This is a genomic window from Vibrio sp. Vb339 (assembly GCF_902751245.1).
Classification (GTDB): Bacteria; Pseudomonadota; Gammaproteobacteria; order Enterobacterales; family Vibrionaceae; genus Vibrio; species Vibrio coralliirubri.
The window spans coordinates 32241-52661 of the sequence record NZ_CADDIS010000005.1; the positions used below are offsets into that span (position 1 = coordinate 32241).

At 45.3% G+C, this 20421-nt stretch carries 11 protein-coding genes; 10 read left to right on the top strand and 1 reads right to left on the bottom strand.

The features are described from left to right. Positions 1–3: 3 nt before the first annotated feature. From HRQ85_RS19575 to tldD, 9 genes are all read left to right on the top strand, one after another. On the top strand, positions 4–4452 hold the full coding sequence (locus HRQ85_RS19575) for a DUF6701 domain-containing protein (protein ID WP_172380421.1): 4449 nt from the start codon (positions 4–6) through the stop codon (positions 4450–4452). 150 nt (positions 4453–4602) lie between these two features. After that, the gene (locus HRQ85_RS19580; protein WP_017062957.1) at positions 4603–5646 is read left to right on the top strand and encodes a rod shape-determining protein; all 1044 of its coding nucleotides are present in this window, start codon (positions 4603–4605) and stop codon (positions 5644–5646) included. A 94-nt stretch (positions 5647–5740) separates the two neighbouring features. Further along, positions 5741–6628, top strand: a complete 888-nt coding sequence (gene mreC / locus HRQ85_RS19585) for a rod shape-determining protein MreC (protein ID WP_004735927.1) — start codon at positions 5741–5743, stop codon at positions 6626–6628. Beyond that, positions 6618–7106, top strand: coding sequence for a rod shape-determining protein MreD (gene mreD / locus HRQ85_RS19590; RefSeq protein ID WP_017061361.1), 489 nt, complete (start codon positions 6618–6620; stop codon positions 7104–7106). Before mreC ends, mreD begins: the two co-directional genes overlap by 11 nt. Positions 7107–7113: 7 nt before the next feature. Then, positions 7114–7737 carry a Maf family protein gene (locus tag HRQ85_RS19595; protein ID WP_017066953.1) on the top strand — a complete coding sequence of 208 codons (624 nt, stop codon included), beginning with the start codon at positions 7114–7116 and terminating at the stop codon, positions 7735–7737. A gap of 20 nt (positions 7738–7757) precedes the next feature. Beyond that, positions 7758–9227, top strand: a complete 1470-nt coding sequence (rng, locus tag HRQ85_RS19600) for a ribonuclease G (RefSeq protein WP_017061363.1) — start codon at positions 7758–7760, stop codon at positions 9225–9227. A 10-nt stretch (positions 9228–9237) separates the two neighbouring features. Continuing rightward, positions 9238–13113, top strand: coding sequence for a YhdP family protein (locus HRQ85_RS19605; protein ID WP_172380422.1), 3876 nt, complete (start codon positions 9238–9240; stop codon positions 13111–13113). Positions 13114–13208: 95 nt separating this feature from the next. Further along, positions 13209–14021, top strand: coding sequence for a carbon-nitrogen hydrolase family protein (locus HRQ85_RS19610; protein ID WP_172380423.1), 813 nt, complete (start codon positions 13209–13211; stop codon positions 14019–14021). A gap of 19 nt (positions 14022–14040) precedes the next feature. Then, the gene (gene tldD / locus HRQ85_RS19615; protein ID WP_172380424.1) at positions 14041–15486 is read left to right on the top strand and encodes a metalloprotease TldD; all 1446 of its coding nucleotides are present in this window, start codon (positions 14041–14043) and stop codon (positions 15484–15486) included. Positions 15487–15594: 108 nt separating this feature from the next. On the opposite strand, the gene HRQ85_RS19620 is transcribed toward tldD, so the two are convergent. Then, positions 15595–16974 (bottom strand): PhoH family protein, encoded by a 1380-nt coding sequence (locus tag HRQ85_RS19620; protein WP_052880148.1) that lies wholly within the window; start codon positions 16972–16974, stop codon positions 15595–15597. 466 nt (positions 16975–17440) lie between these two features. Between HRQ85_RS19620 and rapA the strand changes: the two genes are divergently transcribed. After that, complete coding sequence (gene rapA / locus HRQ85_RS19625) at positions 17441–20350, top strand: RNA polymerase-associated protein RapA (protein WP_017062952.1); 2910 nt, start codon at positions 17441–17443, stop codon at positions 20348–20350. Positions 20351–20421 lie beyond the last annotated feature (71 nt).

A 20421-nucleotide genomic window follows, 5' to 3' on the forward strand; every position in this document is an offset into this window, starting at 1 on the left:
AGCATGTTTCGAAAACTAGTTGGCGTACTGACTCTTTCTCTATTGAGTGTCAGTGCTCATGCTGAACTTTTTCCGGGAGGGACTTGTCCTAGTGCCAGCGTACAAACATGGAGTGGCAGTGGTGGAGAAGTTGAGTTTAAAGAAGATAGTTATGTTCGCAACTCCGCAGGCGTTGGGTTTAGTTCTATAAAGAAGAACCACGATGAGTCTTGTGGACGGAGTGCTTGCTCTGCCGATAGTTCGAAAATTCTAACCCAATCACCTAATTTTACGATTCCAAATAACGCTATAGACATTGAATCACTGCCTGGTGTTCCCAACTATATTTCTGGTAACAAGATCAAGCTAGAGGATTGGCAAAGTATCGTTGTTCCAAGCGGGGTTTACTTTTCGTCGAAAGAAATTGAACTGAAGGATGATTCAAGCCTAAGAGTTTCTGGCGATGTTGTTCTCTATGTTGATAAGTTCAAGATGGAACATGATTCCTTCATTAGTTACAACAGAGGGAACAGTGGGAATGAATTCTTCTTGGTTGGTACAGATAAGTCTCACATTAAAATTGAAACGGACAATAGTGTTTACGCACATATCGTTTCTGATGACCATATTGATTTAGAAGAGGAAGTTTATTTTACAGGTACCATAACGGGTAAAAAAGTACACTTGAAGGAGAACTCTATCTTAAACACGCAGCTTCCAGCGAATTGCGACCATGAGTCGCCAGTATATTCCAATGATGCCCAGTATGAATTTGGCGTAGCAAGTTGTGTTGGTGGAGAGTGTCAAATTGATTTTAAAAAGGACTATGAGATCACACCTCTTGTTTTTGTGATGCCGACTTCTGATGAGAGTGCATTAGACAGTGATGCACCTGCATCTTTGTATGTTGAAAGTATCTCCAAATTGAATGCAACAATCAGACAAGTAAGGGCTTTATCAAGGGACGATAGCAATCGTCCATGGCAAAGTCGGCCTATGACAGAAGTTTCTTACTTTGTTATGGAACCGGGGACTCAAACTATTGCTGGACATCGAATCGTCGCAGGTTATACATCAACAAAAGCGAAAGCGGCTAGATTCAGTGGTAATAGCTCGGTATCTGTCAACTTCTCTTCTTTTGGTTTTTCTCAGTTCACTCATCGTCCTGTTGTATTACACCAGTTACAATCAAGAAATAATGCTAACTGGATGACATCAGGACAGTTAAGACCAACGAGATCAGGAGTTAGACTTTTTATTGAGCTGGGAGCTTCGTCAAATACAATCCAGCAAGAGGAAACTATTGCCTTTCTAGCGGCAGAGCCAACCAACCAGCCTCTTGTAGATGGCATGTATCAGTTTGAATTTGGTACCAATACTTCTGTTTCTCAAGGTGAGTTCACGTCACTCTATGATGGCTGCAGAAGGCTCAAGTCCACAGGTTTATCCTCTATTGACGGTATTCTTCTCAAGAAGCAAGAGCGGGCGGGAACACATGGTGGTTGGCTAAGGCGCTGTCAGTTAAACAGCAATCAATACAGTGTTGTTATGGACGAAGACTATACGAGAAGAGGACACATTGTTGAAGATATCGGATACTTTGCGTTTGAAAAAAATATTGAGCTTCCTCCAGTTTGTTCAGTGACACCATTTGCCGTTCAATCTTGGGATCACTCTAGTAAACTATCTTGGACATCCAATACTCAAGCTATCCAGATCAACGGGACATATAACCGCTCAGGAGCAATCGGTATTCGGTTAGACCCTTCAAATAATATTCAAGGGAACGATAGTCAGTGTGACGGGAGCTCTTGTGTTGAATCTGATGCGTTGTATGTATCTTCTCCTGATGTAATTTCTGTTGATTGGCCTGTTAACCAAAATTTCCAACCGGGTTCAGGGCTGCATCAACTTTCAGATAATCAAGCCTACAATACTGTGACTTCTTCTGGAGGCGGTACAATTACACTTACTGGTGGCTCCTATCGTATTGAACATTTAGAGATCATTGCAGGCAGTCGAATGAATTTAACGCAGGATACTGAAATTGTAGTCAATACTTTCACTCTTACCGACTCATCAACCTTCAATACAAATGGGCATTCACTGAGGGTTTGGGCTGAAAATAATGGTGCGTCTAAGGCGTCCGTTTCTGTTGCTGATAACCTCAATGCTGACGTATTTAGCCGAGATTCTGTTACTGTCTCTAGTGGACGAGGGGTCATCAATGGTCGAGTCACAGCCTTTGACGTAACCCTTTCTCCAGACGGAAAGATCATTAATAATGACCTGAGCTGTCCGGTTGAAACGTCGGACTATGAAGTTGTTTTGTCTCCGGAAATCGATATTGCTTTAACTTGCGAGGCGATCACAGCGACTGCGAAGGTTTACAATAATAAGGTCATTGACACTTCGTTCAACGGAACTGTTACTTTGTCTTCAAATGGAAATACGCTTGATACAGCAATGGCTCAATCTGGCGTAGCGACATTCTCTGTTGACTCTAATGTTGTTCAAACAATCGACGCAATGGCTAGTATTACGATCACCGGGCAAGACTATGTATCTAATACTGTGAACTATCAGTTTGTTCCAGAACGTTTTGAAATTTTGCCAACCCCTTTAAATCTCATAGCTGGTCGATCGCAAGCTATTACTATCTCCCCACTAGAATGTGATGGAGGGGGAACACCTATCTCAGATACGAGCTACTTGGGTGATTCGGAAGTGTCGTTATCGAATGTTTCTTATATTTATCCAGGTGTCCCTTTGAATTCAGTATCAATTGAAATACTCGATAAAGATGGCGACTGGATCAGCTCTCCAAGCTCTGGTGTTACACCTCTTGGTCTAACTTTCGTTTCTGAGAGTGGGAAAGTGGTAGCGAACTCTGAAATTAAATACGCAGAAGCTGGACAGGTAACATTCACTCTCAGTGATAAACAATGCATCACCGATGAAGATGCTGTTGAGAAGTGTAAAGAATATACAGGCACGAAAGAGGTCAAATCTCGACCTTGGACATTTGCTGTGTGTCCTCCTTCAGGGACTACAACTGGTGGTGATGCATCAGGTGGTTCTAAATTTATAGCCGCTGGAGAAACATTTAGTTTGTATGTTAAGCCTGTTGTGTGGAGCAGAACATTAGATATTGTCGATTCAGATTCTGGCGAAGCTTTACGGTTGCACCAAAAGAAAGAACCTAGCGCTAATCCGTTTTGTTCACTTGATGTAACCAACAACTTTTTTATTAATAACTCGACTCTAAATACAATTGTAGGGCTAGCTAACTCTTTAGCGACACCAAGCGGTGGAGAGCTTGGTGATGCTTATCTGGAGAGTGTAAATAGTTATGCTTCTACTTCTGAATTAGAGTTTTCCAATGTATCCGTGACGGAAGTTGGCAGTTTTCATTTTACGGCTTCAACTAGTAATGCATTCTATAACGGTATTCTTAATGGTATAGATGATGGTGCTAGAGAGTTAGGGCGCTTTTACCCTAAGTATTTTCAGACAGTTGGTACTCCAATTTGGGATTATCCAGACGTTGTTTCTGTTGTGTCAGGAAATCCGGTTGAGCAAAGTTTTGCTTATATGAATCAGCCGTTTAATGGTGTCGAATTTGAAGTTGAGGCGCTAAATGCTCTAGGACACGCGGTTGAAAATTATGCATCATTTGATGCCATGTTAACGGCGGGCTTCTCATTATTTGAGTCAAACTTTGGTGATCGCTTTAATGCTCCTGTGCCTAACAAAGAGTGGACAACTACTGATAATCGAAGTATTGGTACTTTTACATTAAGTGAAACTTCTCCTTCAACTGAATGTGATTCAGAACTATGTCTCGAAAAATTATCAACGGCTAATAATTATGAGGATGGTCCTTACAACGGTACTAATGGCAACTCAACAGATATATCAATTACTCACACTGGTTCTGTAAGTGATGATCCGGTTGCTTATCAAAACGAGGAGGGGGATAGAGATCCTCAACGCCTAACCGCCCAGCCCGATATTCGCTTTGGTCGAATGGACTTAGACGATGTTGGTGGTAATTCAGGTGCAACAATTACTATTCCTCTAAGAGCTGAGTATTGGAATGGCAGCCGCTTTGTTCTTAATGAAGATGATAATGCTACAAACGTTGAAGCTTCTACGAGTGCTAGCGATGTTATTTGGTCAGAAGACGGCAGTGTCACCACGACAGTAACGCTCGCTAATGGCGGATTGGTCTCTGATGGAGAGTCTCATAACCTGACGGCTTCTCAAGGTGCAGGTGTAAGCATCCGTGAACAAGTACAGTTGTGGCAAAATATGGATGATATTCCATGGCTCAGATACGATTGGGATAGCGATAAAGTTTCGGATGAGGCAAATGGAGAGCAAGATCCCTCCACCGTCGTCACATTTGGCATCTACCGCGGTAACGATCGTGTTATCTACCGAGGTGAAAGTGGCTTAACAGGTCAGTAATAATATAATTTTTGCCCCTTAAGTTAGGAATCTGTAAGAAATTGCGGGTTTCAGTCCATGTTTGTACTTCAATGCCTTGCCGTAACAGCAAGGCATTGGTACATTTAGTGCAATTTTTGTCTTCTAATTCTTGCAGGATGAGCGAAGAATATGTTTAAAAAACTTCGTGGCATGTTTTCAAACGACCTATCGATTGATTTAGGTACAGCCAATACCCTTATTTATGTAAAAGGCCAAGGCATTGTTCTTGATGAGCCTTCAGTTGTAGCTATTCGCCAAGATCGTGCGGGTTCTGCAAAGAGTGTCGCTGCTGTTGGCCACGCTGCTAAGCAAATGCTTGGGCGTACGCCTGGTAACATCTCAGCGATCCGTCCGATGAAAGATGGTGTAATTGCCGACTTTTACGTAACGGAAAAAATGCTTCAGCACTTCATTAAACAAGTGCATGACAACAGTGTGCTTAAACCAAGTCCTCGTGTTTTGGTTTGTGTACCTTGTGGTTCAACACAAGTTGAGCGTCGTGCTATCCGTGAATCAGCGTTAGGTGCTGGTGCTCGTGAGGTTTACCTAATCGATGAGCCTATGGCTGCTGCGATTGGTGCTGGCCTACGTGTCTCTGAACCAACGGGTTCAATGGTTGTTGATATCGGTGGTGGTACTACTGAAGTTGCGGTTATCTCACTAAACGGTGTGGTTTACTCGTCTTCTGTACGTATCGGTGGTGACCGTTTTGATGAAGCGATCATCAACTACGTTCGTCGTAACTACGGCAGCTTGATCGGTGAAGCGACAGCAGAGAAGATCAAACACGAAATCGGTTCAGCTTACCCTGGCGATGAAGTAGAAGAGATCGAAGTACGTGGTCGTAACCTTGCTGAAGGTGTGCCTCGTAGCTTTAGCCTAAACTCAAACGAAATCCTTGAAGCACTTCAAGAACCTCTATCTGGCATCGTATCTGCAGTCATGGTTGCACTTGAACAGTGTCCACCAGAGCTGGCTTCTGATATCTCAGAAAACGGTATGGTACTAACAGGTGGTGGTGCACTGCTTAAAGACCTTGATCGTCTGCTAACTGAAGAAACAGGTATCCCTGTTGTTGTTGCAGAAGAGCCATTAACGTGTGTTGCTCTAGGTGGCGGTAAAGCGCTAGAGATGATCGACATGCACGGCGGCGATCTGTTCAGCGAAGAATAATATCTAGTGTTAGGCTCTTTTATTATCTAGTTTTATGTAAAGAGCCTAGGACCTTGTCTATAGGATCAAATGTAGCTCTAGGACCAAATATAGAATGAAGCCAATTTTTGGTAGAGGTCCCTCTCTACAATTGCGCCTGTTTTTTGCTGTAATTTTATCAGCCAGCCTTATGCTGGCTGATAGTCGTTTAGATGCTTTCTCAAATGTTCGCTATCTATTAAACAGCATGGTTGCGCCTATTCAATATGCAGCCAACTTGCCTCGCACTATGTTCGATGGTGTTTACGACCGTTTTAGCACTCGCAAAGGGTTAATTGAATCTAACCATAATATTAAACGAGAAGTCTTGCGTCTGAAGAGCGAGCTGATTCTGCTTGAGCAATATCAAGAAGAAAACAAGCGCCTTCGTAAGCTGTTAGGCTCGCCGTTTATCCGTGATGAGAAGAAAGTCGTCACAGAAGTTATGGCGGTAGATACTTCACCATATCGTCATCAAGTCGTGATCGACAAAGGTCAGATTGATGGGGTGTATGAAGGTCAGCCGGTGATCAACGAAAAAGGCATTGTCGGCCAAGTCACTTTCGTTGCTGCTCATAATAGTCGTGTGTTACTACTCACTGATGCAAACAATGCGATCCCTGTGCAGGTTATTCGTAATGACATCCGTGTGATTGCTTCGGGCAATGGCATGATTGATGAGATCCAACTAGAGCACATTCCAACCAGTACCGATATACAAGAAGAAGATCTGTTGGTGACATCGGGTCTTGGTGGTGTATATCCAGAAGGTTATCCAGTCGCCTATGTTACTGCCGTTGATTACGACCCGAAACGTGAGTTCGCTGTGATTAAAGCAGAGCCTGTGGTTGAGTTCGATAAGCTCAGATACCTGCTGCTTGTATGGCCTGATGAAAACAAACAGATGCAAGCGGATCAATCCAGCATAGAACAAGCATTGTTAGAGGGCGAAGATGGCCAATAGCGTTTTGAGAAGCAAGGTAGTAATTTTCTGCTCATTTTTAATAGCACTGATTCTGCAGACGATCCCTTGGCCTGGTAGCTTAGATTTATTTAGACCATCTTGGTTACTGCTGGTTACGTGTTACTGGGTTTTGGCTCTACCGCATCGTGTTAACGTGGGTAGTGCTTTGATTCTAGGCTTATTGTGGGACCTTTTGATCGGCTCTACTCTGGGTATTCGAGGCATGATGATGGCAATAGTGATGTACATTATTGCGATGAACTTCCTCGTCATTCGTAACATGGCGTTATGGCAGCAAGCGATGATCATTGCCGCGTTAACGGTCTTGTTTGAGGTGTTGATCTTCTTTGGTGAATATTTGATCCAAGATGTTGTTTTCAATCCGTTATCGTTATGGAGCGCATTGATAAACTGTATACTTTGGCCTTGGATGTTTTTATTAATGAGACGCGTGCGTCGCCATTGGCATGTGAGGTAGCGTGACGATGGAAAAGAAACATTTAGTTTTGGCATCCGGCTCTCCACGCCGCAAAGAATTGCTATCTCAACTCGGTTATGAGTTCTCTGTCCTCGTAACCGATGTTGAAGAGTGTAAACACGCTCAAGAAACCGCCGAAGAGTATGTTAAGCGACTATCTTTAGATAAAGCCTTAGCTGCGTTGTCTTTATTGAAAGATAACCCTTCTGAAAGGCAGCATGTCGTTCCTAGTTCTGATACTGTAGATCATGGCTCTGATATAGTCGTTCTTGGTTCTGACACAGTCGTCGTAAGCCAAGGGCAAGTGCTCGAGAAACCGACCGATTTTGCTGACTCTAAGCGCATGCTTACTCAGTTGGCGAATGAACGTCACCAAGTGATGACGGCGGTTTCTGTGGTTTCAGAAGAAAAACAAAGAACAGAAATCATTATTACCGACGTATGGTTTAAACCCCTCAGTGAAAAAGAAATAGAACAATACTGGCAAACAGGGGAGCCATGCGATAAAGCCGGTAGCTATGGGATCCAAGGTTTGGGCGGACGCTTTGTCACCCGAATCGAAGGTAGTTATTACGCCGTTGTCGGCTTACCTTTATTTGAAACGGACCAGCTACTGCAAGAATTCTTATAATTACTAATCTGAGGTGCACCATGAGTGCTGAATTGTTGCTGAACGTGACCCCGAGTGAAACTCGTGTGGCCATGATTGAAGGGGGGGCTCTTCAAGAGATCCATGTCGAACGAGATGCTCGACGCGGTATCGTAGGAAATATCTATAAAGGACGTGTAAGCCGTGTTCTTCCGGGAATGCAGGCGGCTTTTGTTGATATAGGTCTTGAGAAAGCAGCTTTTTTACACGCCTCTGATATTGTCCCACACACTGAATGTGTCGCTGAAAACGAAAAGAAGCAATTTCAGGTTCGTGATATTTCAGAGCTTGTTCGTCAAGGGCAAGACATTGTGGTGCAAGTGGTCAAAGACCCTCTTGGTACTAAAGGTGCCCGCTTAACCACTGATATCACTCTGCCGTCTCGCTATCTGGTATTTATGCCGGGCGCAAGTCATGTTGGTGTATCTCAACGTATCGACAGCGAGTCTGAACGTAACCGCCTTAAAAAAGTCGTGTCTCGTTACTGTGACGAACATGGTGGCTTCATCATCCGCACTGCCGCAGAAGGTGCAGATTCAAATGAGTTGGCACAAGATGCCGCATTCTTGAAGCGATTATGGCTAAAAGTATTAGAGCGTCGTGGTAAGCACAAGGCGCGTACTCGTTTGTATGGTGAGCTTTGCTTAAGCCAACGCATCTTACGTGACTTCGTCGGTACCGAGCTGAGCAAGATTCAGGTCGATTCTCGTCTAGAATATGAAAACCTAAAAGAGTTTACCTCTGAATATGTGCCTGAGCTGACAGACAAGCTTGAGCTGTATGAAGGTGATAAGCCTATCTTTGATATGTACGATACCGAGAACGAAATTCAGCGTTCATTAGATCGTAAAGTCGAATTAAAGTCTGGTGGATATCTGATTATCGACCAAACTGAAGCAATGACCACTGTTGATATCAACACTGGCGCGTTTGTTGGTCGTCGTAATCTAGAAGAGACGATTTTCAACACCAACGTAGAAGCGACTCAAGCGATTGCTCGTCAGCTGCGTCTGCGTAACTTAGGTGGCATCATCATTATCGACTTTATCGATATGTTGTCTGAGGAACATCGTAAGCGAGTGCTCACTTCTTTAGAGGCTGCGCTCGACAAAGATCGTGTGAAAACCAATATTAATGGCTTCACGCAGCTTGGTTTGGTTGAGATGACTCGTAAACGTACTCGCGAAAGTATTGAGCATATTCTGTGTTCGAGCTGTCCTGCTTGTGAAGGGCGTGGCAGTGTGAAGACAGTTGAAACCGTTTGTTATGAAATTCTTCGAGAGATCACGCGAGTGAATCGTGCTTACGACGCCGATAAATTTGTGGTCTATGCGGCAGCTGCCGTAGCTGAGGCGTTAGAGGGCGATGAATCTCATGCGCTTGCGGAGCTTGAAGTCTTTATTGGTAAGCAAGTTAAAATCCAGGCTGAGCCTCTGTACATACAAGAGCAGTTTGATGTTGTTATGATGTAATGGAAATTTTGTGAGCTCAAGCGTTACTCTGATTCTACGTGCATGTTTATGGTTAGTGGTTACTCTCTTAGTAACGCTAGCCATTGCCGTTACTACACTGCGTGTAGCCTTGCCCAATTTAAACAAGTATCAATCTGAAATTGAGCTTTGGGTAAACCAACACTCCGGTTTTGATTTTTCGATTCAAGACGTGGGCGGTTTTTGGCGTAACACTCACCCCTCTATTGCTCTGCAAGGCGTTAAAGCCAGCCTTCCCAATGCGGAAGATGTGAGCTTTTCTGTCGAGCGTGTTGAAGTCGAGTTTGACTTGATTCAATCGGTCGTGCAGATGCGTCCGGTTGTGGCCGACTTGGTCATGAATCAAATGTATCTTGATATTCGCTCAATTGATCTGTTTGCCGGACAAAACGGCAAAGACGAACCTAAAGATCCCGGTTCCTCCAAGCGAGTGATACAAGAGCTCGATAATTTACTTCTGAAAACTTTGGTGGATGTGACCGCCAAAGATTCCACTCTTTTATATCGAACTATCTCTGATGAAGAACGTCAGCTTGATATCGAAACTCTGAAATGGCAAAACTCAGGTAAACATCACCTTGCGGAAGGTGTGGTGAGTATTAAAGACGCCAATCTAAACTCTTTGTCAGTGAGCGCTAACTTTATTGATGGCGGCTCGTTAATCGATATGACGGGAGAGTTTTATGTCAGTGCCGACAGTATCTCGGTTAAGCCTTGGTTAACTCGTTATATGCAGGCGGAATCCGGCATTGAAACGGGTACTGTGAGCTTGAATAGCTGGCTTACGCTACGAAATAGCAAACCAGTAAGCGCTTATGTTGAGGTTTTACCCTCAGAATTGACGTGGAACGAAGATGGCGAGCATGACCTCATGCTTGAGTCCGGTGTCTTTAAGTTGTCTCCGACTGATGATGGTTGGCAAGTAAATGGTCACTCACTAAATCTTAGAACGGATGACACACCTTGGCCGGAACTTGACGTAGCGTTCAAGTGGAATCAAGGTCCATGGCAACTCAACGTTTCCGAGCTGGATATTGCGACCATTACTCCGTTGATTAAGCTGCTGCCTGACTCTGAACAATCAACCAAAATGATTAACGTATTGGCGCCGGGCGGCTCTGTTTCTGATATCCGTGTCTCCATGGATTCAGGAATCGACAGTTTACGTTATTCAGCCAGTTTTTCTGATCTTGCTATCGAGCAGTGGGAACTAGTCCCAGGCTTTAGCCAAGTGTCCGGCAGTGTGTTTGGTTCGGCTTCGGAAGCGAAAGCTAGCCTGCATGTTATTGACGATGTGTTCCCTTATGGTGACGTATTCCAAGCGCCTTTGAATATCAAACAAGGTCAGGTTGATATTGTTTGGCAGCAAGATGAAAACGGCTGGAAACTGTGGTCGGACAAAATCACAGCGGCAACGCCAGACTTACAAGTACTAGGCGCATTCCGCTTAGACTTCCCAAAGGATGCGAGCCCGTTCTTATCCTTCTACGGTGAAGCGGACGCTTACAATGTCGGTGAAACATGGCGTTACTTACCTACGCTGGCTCTTGGGCAAGACCTAACAGACTACCTTTCAACTGCGATTCAAGCGGGTAAAGCGGACACCGTAAAACTGCTGTGGCATGGTGACTTATCTCAATATCCATACACTAACCACGATGGTATTTTTCAGGTTTGGGTTGGCTTAGAAGACGCGAAATTCAGCTTTGATACCGCGTGGCCACTGATTACTGACCTTCAGCTTGATCTGTTGTTTGAAAATGATGCGATGCATCTGGATTCTCGTTCCGCTCAATTGATGGATGTGACGGCAGATCGAATCACAGGACGCATTCCTTATTTAGGGGAAGGCGGCCATATTGAAATTGAAGCTAAAGCGACGGCGTCAGGCAATGCAGTGCGCGATTACATGACGTCTTCGCCACTGGTGGGTTCAGTAGGCGCAGCGTTAACCGCACTTCAAGTGAGTGGTGATGTCTCTTCTGAGTTCCAGCTGAATATTCCGTTTGATTCTGAAAAAGAAGCAAGAGCGTGGGGTTATGCAGACTTAAGTGGTAACCATGTTGAGATTGAAGCGCCGCCAATGGTGCTTGAGAACACCACGGGTCGAATTGAATTTGATAATGACGTAGTGACGGCAAATGGCCTCGCTGCGGATCTGCTTAACCAAGGTATCTCGCTTGATTTTAAGGGCCTTAATGATGGTCCTGGCTATGCAGTTGATATTGATGTGTTAGGTGATTGGGACGTTAAGCCTCTAGAACCTTACATCGGTCAGCAATGGTTAAGTCGCTTGTCAGGTCATGCGCAATGGCAAAGTCAGATTGATATCCAGCTTAATGATATCGGCTTTACCTACCAACTAGACTTACAGTCAGACCTAAAATACTTGGCGAGTGATTACCCGTATCCTTTGGAGAAAAAATCACTAGAAAGTGGCTCTGCAAGGCTACAGGCATCGGGTAACCAAGAGACGATTACCGCGCGCCTGCAATTGCCAAACACCAAGTACCAAGCTGAGATTGATATCACAGGCGACGTGCCTGAGTTAACGGCGACCAACTTAGTACTTGGCCGTGGTGGCTATAAAATTAGCCCGGTTGTTGGCCATCATGCTCTGATTCGTACTGACAAATTCAATGCCGATGACTGGTTATCGGTTGTGATGGAACCAGTAAAGCCTTCAACGGCTGTACTTAGCCAAATGAACACGCCAACCATACCTGCGCCAAGCCGTATTACCTTTGAGAGTAAAGAGCTGATCTTGGGTGGTATCTCTTGGAATGATGTCGATTTTAGTGCTCGTAAGAACAAACAAGCGTGGCAAATGGAAGTGTCTAGCCAAGAGCTGGAAGGGGATATTAACTATCTGCCACCTTACGATTTGACGGTTTCACTGGATCGTCTGCACCTGTTTGTTCCTGAGTGGAGTGATAAGAACAATCAAGATCAGCAGTTGTTACAACGCAAAGAGCAAGCAGCGCCATTGATCTCAAAATTGGATAGAGAGATCCACGATGCGATGCCAAACCTGACTCTGACGCTGAACGACTTTTGGCTGCAAGGCTACAAGGTTGGTAAGGTCGATGTTGAAATGACGAGGAACGAAGACCGTATCGAGTGGAACAAAATCCAGGTTCGAAGCGGCGGCAACAAAGCGGATGTGAGTGGCTGGTGGGAACTGCAAGGTGACAAGAGTCATTCATCGTTAACCGTTGATGTTGAAGGTGAAAACAACAGCGAACTTATGGAGCGCTTTGGTATTACTTCCGGGATTCAAAAAGCGCCATTTGCGTTGGAAGGTCAACTAAATTGGGACGGTTCGCCTTGGGGGATCAAAATGGATACCCTTGATGGCAACGTTAAAACCAAGTTTGGTAAAGGCATTATCTCGGATGTGAGCGGCGCAGCTCGATTGCTTGGTCTGTTTAGCCTAGATTCGATCATCCGTAAGATGCAGCTCGATTTCTCAGACGTGTTTGATAAAGGTATGGCCTTCAACAGCATCACCGGAACGGGCGAGATTCAAAATGGCATTTTCCTGACTAATGATTTGAATATGGATGCGGTCGCCGGTGAGATGAAAATCAAAGGTATTGCTAACCTCAACACGCGTCAGGTCGATGCTGAGGTGAACTTCACCCCAGATATTACATCGGGTATTCCTGTGTTAACGGCCTTTGCAGTAACCCCTCAAACGGCGCTGTACGTATTGGCGGTGACCACGGTTATTTCGCCAGTTGTGGAAGTCTTTACCCAAGTAAATTATTCGGTGAAAGGACCATTGGATTCACCAACGGTGAGCGAGCTTTCTCGTAGCTCTGGCGAGTTCCAGCTACCAGAGAAGCTGAGAAAATTAGCCGAATAAACCTTAAATTAGCCGAAAAGACCTTAGTATCCTAATTAGCTAATATACGGTGAAATGCTGATTTCTGAATCATAATGAATGGAGGAGCGATACACATGGATTGTGTTGGGTTGATTCAAATGACCTCTGGTCCTAGCCCTGAATTGAACTTTGAGTACCTTGCTCAAGAAGTAGCAAAGTGCAAAGAGTTGGGGGCTAAATGGGTTGTGTGCCCTGAAAACGCGTTAGTTTTTGGCAGTAAAGCCGACTATCACCAGTATGCTGAGCCTTTAAATGATGGCCCACTGCAAAAGAAAATCTCTGAGCTAGCAAAGCTTCATAGAATTTGGATCGTCATTGGTAGCATGCCGATAAGCACAACTAACGGAGTGACGACCACAACCTTGGTAATTGATGATTTTGGTTGCCTCGTTGCTCATTACGACAAGCTACACATGTTTGATGTGGATGTCGCTGACGCGCATAAGTGCTATCGAGAGTCGGATATTTTCACTCCGGGCAAACAAGTTGTGACAGCGGAAACGCCTTTTGGTCGCTTAGGTTTGAGTATTTGTTATGATGTGCGCTTTCCACATTTGTATTCAGAGTTACGTAAGCAAGGTGCGCAAATCATTGTGGTGCCTGCGGCTTTTACAGCGGTAACGGGTCAAGCGCACTGGGAAGCACTATTAAGATGCCGCGCGATCGAAACACAGTCGTGGATTGTCGGGGTAGGACAAGGCGGAAAACACCCTTGTCAAAGAGAAACATGGGGACACTCAATGGTGGTTGATCCATGGGGACGAGTGGTCGTACAGTTAGACCAAGATCCTAAAAGTATGGTGGTTGAGATAGACACATCCAGTTGCGAGTCCATTAGGCAAAATATGCCCATCGCGCAACACTCTCGATTTACCAATCAATTTTAATTACAAACAAGAGCCATCTATGAGCATTAATCAAATTGAAGAAGCGCTACTGAACCCGACAGGGCTTACGGAGCAAAATATCGCAGATACATTGGCGAGCATTGCTACCCGCCAAATTGATTATGCTGATATCTACTTTCAGTCAAGCTGGCACGAATCTTTAGTGCTAGAAGACAGCATTATTAAAGACGGCTCTTTCAATATCGATTGCGGTGTTGGCGTTCGTGCAGTATCTGGTGAAAAGACCGGTTTTGCTTACTCTGACCAAATCCAACTGGATGGTCTTAAGCAGAGCGCAATTGCGGCTCGTGGTATCGCTAAACAAGGTCAAAACGGCAAGGTTCAAGCGTTCAAACGCAACTCTAACCAAGCTTACTATGATGCAGTTAACCCGCTAGCGAGCTGGGAAAAACAGCAGAAAACAGAATTACTAAAATCATTAGATGCTTATATTCGCACTAAAGAGCCGATGGTGACTGAAGTATCGGTGAGCCTAAGTGGTGTGCATGAGCAGATGCTGGTTGCTGCTACTGATGGCACTTACGCTGGTGATATTCGTCCGCTGGTTCGCTTGTCTATTAGCGTACTCGCACAGAAGGGTGCTCGTCGTGAGCGTGGTAGCGCTGGTGGTGGTGGCCGTTTTGGTTACGACTTCTTCTTAAGTGATGACAAAGGCACTCAAGTTGCTTACCAATTTGCTGATGAAGCGATTCGTCAAGCTCTTGTTAACCTTGAAGCGGTTGCTGCGCCTGCTGGGGCAATGCCTGTGGTTCTTGGTTCTGGTTGGCCGGGTGTTCTACTGCATGAAGCGGTAGGCCACGGTTTAGAAGGCGACTTCAACCGTAAAGAGTCATCAGTATTCTCGGGTAAAGTTGGCGAGCAAGTCACTTCAAGCCTATGTACGATTGTCGATGACGGTACATTGACTGATCTTCGTGGTTCATTGAACGTCGATGATGAAGGTGTTAACGGTCAGTACAATACTTTAATCGAAAACGGCATCTTAAAAGGTTACATGCAAGATAAGCTGAACGCTCGCCTAATGGGTGTAGCACCGACAGGTAATGGTCGTCGTGAGTCTTACGCCCATCTTCCAATGCCACGTATGACGAATACATACATGCTACCGGGCGAACACACGCCGGAAGAGATCATCGCAACGGTTGAGAAGGGTATCTACGCCCCGAACTTCGGCGGCGGTCAGGTTGATATTACTTCTGGTAAGTTTGTATTCTCGGCTTCTGAAGCGTACATGATTGAAAACGGTAAGATCACTCACCCAGTGAAGGGTGCAACGTTGATCGGTTCTGGTATTGAAGCGATGCAGCAAGTGTCTATGGTCGGTAACGACCTAAGCATCGACCGAGGTGTTGGTGTGTGTGGTAAGGCTGGCCAAAGTGTGCCAGTAGGTGTTGGTCAGCCAACATTGAAACTAGACTCGTTAACTGTTGGTGGTACTGAGTAATTCAGACGAATCTCTGCCAACTTACTTCAAAATATTAAATTGAAAAGCGCCTCCAATGTGAGGCGCTTTTTGTTTTTAGGTTATTGATTCAGTGAGCGTATAGAGTCGCTACATGTTCTCTTCAGCAAACTCTGCCAGTCGGCTACGTACCACGCCATTGAGGTGGATATTGGCACTGCCTTCGAAGTTTTTAAAACGCTCAACCATGTAGGTTAAGCCTGAAGTCACAGGGGTTAAGTAAGAAGAGTCTATCTGCGCTAGGTTTCCTGAGCAGACGATCTTAGTACCTTCACCACAGCGGGTGATGATGGTTTTGATTTGTGATGCAGTCAGGTTCTGACACTCATCGAGAAGCACAAACGCATTTTGGATGGAACGGCCGCGCATGAAGTTGATCGATTTGAACTGGATATTAGCTTTGTCACAGATGTATTTCATCGACCCTTCGGTGCAGTGGTCGTTTTTGTGTAGCGCTTCCAGTGTATCGGTCACAGCAGCCAACCAAGGCAGCATCTTCTCTTCTTCGGTACCAGGGAGGAAACCAATCGACTCACCAATGTCGGGCGTGTTTCGGGTTACGATGATCTTATCGAACTGTTTACGCTCAATGGTTTGCTCAAGTGCAGCAGCCATGGCGAGCAGCGTTTTACCACTCCCTGCCGCACCAGTTAGGATCACCAGATCAATATCAGGGTCGAGCAGGGCATCAATCGCCATTCCTTGATAAATGTTTTTTGGCGTGATGTCCCAAGCTCTTCTGTTCATTAAGCGTTCACGGCTTAAGTCCCTGAGTGTGATGGTTTCGGTATCAATCTCTTCAACTCTTGCTGCAAAGTCACTCTCTTCATCAATCACATATTGGTTAAGGAAGGTTGGTTCAAAAGGCGCTCTAGCTAAGGTGTGCAGTGTCTTTCCACCTAAACTTCTGCTCTCGACATTGTCGATACCATCCCAAAATGATCCTTCGAGCTGTTGAAAGCCTTTGGTGAGATATTGGATATCATCAATCAGTTGGTCGGTTTGATAGTCTTCAACAAAGCGAACACCAGCGCCTTTGGCTCGTAAGCGCATGTTGATGTCTTTGGTGATGAGAACCACTTCGCGTGGCGCGCGTTTGTTTTGAAGGTAGAGTACAGCGTTGAGGATTCGGTTATCGCCTGCCTTGTCGTCGGCAAAGGCTTTGATGCTTTCTTGAAGTTCGTAATCGGCGAGTATTGAAATACTGCCTGAGGCTTTAATGTCTTTGGTGAAAGGGATACCTTCCGATATTTGGTCTGGTGTAGCTTCCCTGAATAGATCTTCGAGAGTTCGTATCGCAATTCTCGCATCTCGGGCAACGTCTCTCTTACTGTCTTTGATTCTGTCTAGTTCTTCTAGCACTGTCATGGGGATAACGACATCGTGCTCTTGGAAAGAAAATATAGCGAAGGGTTCGTGAAGTAGGATATTGGTGTCTAAAACAAATAGCTTCCGGTTGGTCTCGCCCATAGCATCTCCTTGCCGACGTGCGGCTTGCCTTGCATTCATTGAACGTAGATAAAGCTCATATAAAGATTAGTATCTGATTCTGGTGATAGTCAACTACTCACCTAAACTTCATCTAGAGGAATACCACCATATCGTTGTAGATGACTATGGCGTATTCGTTTGAGAGCAGCAATCTGCTACCTATAGATTAACCATGATTTTTTGACAGTTTGATTGCACTGGCGAAAACAGAAAAAAAGCACGAAATCATCTCCTTTAGGCGTGACCTAAATCACAGCATCGAGTAAGATTAGCGACCTTTTTCTGCACCATTTTCTTGAGATATTTATTATCTAGAGCGCACTTAAAAAGTGGCTGCAAACTAGGCATTTTTGGCTATATTTTTAGTTCAGGAGCGAGAACGTTCTTGTTTGAAACTGCAGTTAAAAAGACCAAATTCCAACTATAAGATTGAGGTAGTCGATTCATGACATTTGCTTTGGGGCAACGCTGGATAAGCGATACGGAGAGCGATTTAGGTTTAGGTACCGTTGTAGCAATGGATGCTCGCACAGTGACACTAATGTTTGCAGCGTCAGAAGAAAACCGTGTTTATGCACGTACTGATGCTCCCGTAACCCGAGTAACGTTTAATGTAGGCGATGTCATCGAATGCCAAGAAGGTTGGTCTCTGTCTGTCGAAGAAGTTATCGAAGACAAAGGACTGCTAACCTACTTAGGTACTCGCGAAGATACCCAAGAAACAGAAGTCACTCTGCGTGAAATCTTCTTAAGCAACCAGATCCGCTTTAACAAGCCACAAGACAAGCTGTACGCAGGTCAAATCGACCGTATGGATAATTTTGTGTTGCGTTACCGCGCGCTGAGTAACCAGTACCAACAGCACAAGAGCCCTATGCGTGGCTTGTGTGGTATGCGTGCTGGCTTGATCCCTCACCAGTTATACATCGCTCATGAAGTGGGTCGTCGTCACGCTCCGCGCGTTTTACTTGCCGATGAAGTTGGCCTAGGTAAAACCATTGAAGCGGGCATGATCATCCACCAACAGGTGTTGTCTGGCCGTGCTGAACGTATTCTGATAGTGGTTCCTGAAACTCTACAACACCAGTGGTTAGTAGAGATGATGCGTCGTTTCAATCTGCACTTCTCTATCTTTGACGAAGAGCGTTGTATTGAAGCGTTTGCTGAATCTGACAACCCATTTGATACCCAGCAGTACGTTCTGTGTTCTTTGGACTTCCTACGTAAGAGCCGTAAGCGCTACGAGCAAGCACTTGAAGGCGAGTGGGACTTGTTGGTTGTCGATGAAGCGCATCACCTTGAGTGGAGCCAAGACAAACCAAGCCGTGAATACCAAGTGGTTGAAGGCTTAGCGGAAAATACGTCTGGTGTGCTACTACTAACAGCAACCCCTGAGCAATTGGGTCGTGAGAGCCACTTTGCACGTCTGCGTCTGCTTGATCCTGACCGCTTCTACGATTACGAAGCATTCGTTGAAGAAGAAGACCAATACGCACCGGTTGCCGATGCAGTAACTGCATTGTTCTCAGGCGTGAAGCTTGAAAACAGCGCGAAGAACCAGATTACGGAACTGCTTTCTGAGCAAGATGTTGAGCCTCTATTCCGCGTTATCGAAGGTGATAGCAGCGAAGAAGAGCAAGCGTTAGCTCGCCAAGAATTGATTGATAACCTTATGGATCGCCATGGTACTGGCCGTGTTCTTTTCAGAAACACACGTGCTGCAATCAAAGGCTTCCCTAAGCGAAATGTAAACCTATTGCCGATGGAAATTCCAACGCAGTACACAACCTCAATGCGTGTATCTGGCATGATCGGTGGCAAGATGGCTCCCGAAGCTCGTGCAATGAAGATGCTGTACCCAGAAGAGATCTTCCAAGAGTTTGAAGGTGAAGATTCAAGCTGGTGGCAGTTCGACTCACGTGTTAACTGGTTGATTGAAAAGATCCAAGACAAGCGCAGCGAGAAGATCCTAGTGATCGCCTCTCGTGCAAGTACGGCTCTTCAATTAGAGCAAGCACTGCGTGAGCGTGAAGGTGTACGTGCAACCGTATTCCACGAAGGCATGTCGATTCTAGAGCGTGATAAAGCTGCGGCTTACTTTGCTCAAGAAGAGGGCGGCGCTCAGGTTCTTATCTGTAGTGAAATCGGCTCTGAAGGTCGTAACTTCCAGTTCGCTAACCAATTAGTGATGTTTGATCTACCGTTCAACCCAGATTTGCTTGAGCAACGTATTGGTCGCTTGGACCGTATTGGTCAGCTACGTGATATCGACATTCATGTTCCTTACCTAAAAGGTACATCACAGGCGATTCTTGCGCGTTGGTTTGATGAAGGCCTGAACGCATTTGCGGAAACTTGTCCAACGGGTCGCACGGTTTACGACAAGTACTCAGATGTTCTTATCGAGATGCTGGCTTCTGGTAACACAGAGCAACTTGATGAAGTGATTGAAGAATCTGCCAAGCTAAACCAAAGCCTGAAATCAGATCTAGAAAAAGGCCGTGATCGCCTACTAGAGATGCACTCAAACGGCGGCGACAAAGCGCATGAAATTGCAGAAAAGATCGCGTCGACTGACGGCGATACTAACCTAGTGACGTTTGCATTGAGCCTGTTCGATACGATTGGCTTGAACCAAGACGACAAGGGTGAAAATGCGCTGGTTGTGACGCCATCTGAGCATATGATGGTACCAAGCTACCCGGGCTTACCATACGAAGGCGCAACCATCACGTTTGATCGTGATACTGCGCTTTCTCGTGAAGACATGAACTTCATTAGTTGGGAACACCCAATGATTCAGGGCGGTATCGATCTGCTACTGAGTGAAGGTGTTGGTGCATCAGCGGTATCGCTACTGAAAAACAAAGCGCTGCCAGTGGGTACTATCCTGCTTGAGTTGGTTTACCTTGTGGATGCGCAAGCTCCGAAACGCAGTGGTATCAGCCAGTTCTTACCTAAGACGCCAATTCGTTTGATGATGGATGGCCGTGGTAATGACTTATCAGCTCAGGTTGAGTTCGACAGCTTTAACCGTCAATTAAGCCCTGTAAACCGTCACCTAGCGAGCAAGCTAGTTAACTCGGTACAAGGTGAAATTCACAAGCTAATCGAAGCGGGTGAGACGCACGTACTTCCTAAAGTGGAAGAAGTGCGTGAACAAGCTCAACGAGACATGCAGACTAACCTGAACGGTGAATTAGAGCGCCTACAAGCGCTTAAAGCTGTGAACCCTAATATTCGTGATGAAGAGCTAGAGGTAATCGAAGCTCAAATCAATGAATTGACAGGTTACATCAGCAAAGCTCAGGTTCAGCTAGATTCATTACGCTTGATTGTGGTTTCTCACAACTAGTTTTGAATTAGCGAGATGCTTCAACGAAATAAGGCCTTCATCATGAAGGCCTTATTTTTATCTAGCGCTTG

Bases quoted from the DNA above. Each gene is read 5' to 3' on its own strand.
- mreD (WP_017061361.1), top strand. From the start codon at position 6,618: ATGGCCAATAGCGTTTTGAGAAGCAAGGTAGTAATTTTCTGCTCATTT.
- HRQ85_RS19610 (WP_172380423.1), top strand. From the start codon at position 13,209: ATGGATTGTGTTGGGTTGATTCAAATGACCTCTGGTCCTAGCCCTGAA.
- tldD (WP_172380424.1), top strand. From the start codon at position 14,041: ATGAGCATTAATCAAATTGAAGAAGCGCTACTGAACCCGACAGGGCTT.
- rapA (WP_017062952.1), top strand. From the start codon at position 17,441: ATGACATTTGCTTTGGGGCAACGCTGGATAAGCGATACGGAGAGCGAT.
- HRQ85_RS19580 (WP_017062957.1), top strand. From the start codon at position 4,603: ATGTTTAAAAAACTTCGTGGCATGTTTTCAAACGACCTATCGATTGAT.
- HRQ85_RS19620 (WP_052880148.1), bottom strand. From the start codon at position 16,974: ATGGGCGAGACCAACCGGAAGCTATTTGTTTTAGACACCAATATCCTA.
- mreC (WP_004735927.1), top strand. From the start codon at position 5,741: ATGAAGCCAATTTTTGGTAGAGGTCCCTCTCTACAATTGCGCCTGTTT.
- HRQ85_RS19595 (WP_017066953.1), top strand. From the start codon at position 7,114: ATGGAAAAGAAACATTTAGTTTTGGCATCCGGCTCTCCACGCCGCAAA.
- HRQ85_RS19575 (WP_172380421.1), top strand. From the start codon at position 4: ATGTTTCGAAAACTAGTTGGCGTACTGACTCTTTCTCTATTGAGTGTC.
- rng (WP_017061363.1), top strand. From the start codon at position 7,758: ATGAGTGCTGAATTGTTGCTGAACGTGACCCCGAGTGAAACTCGTGTG.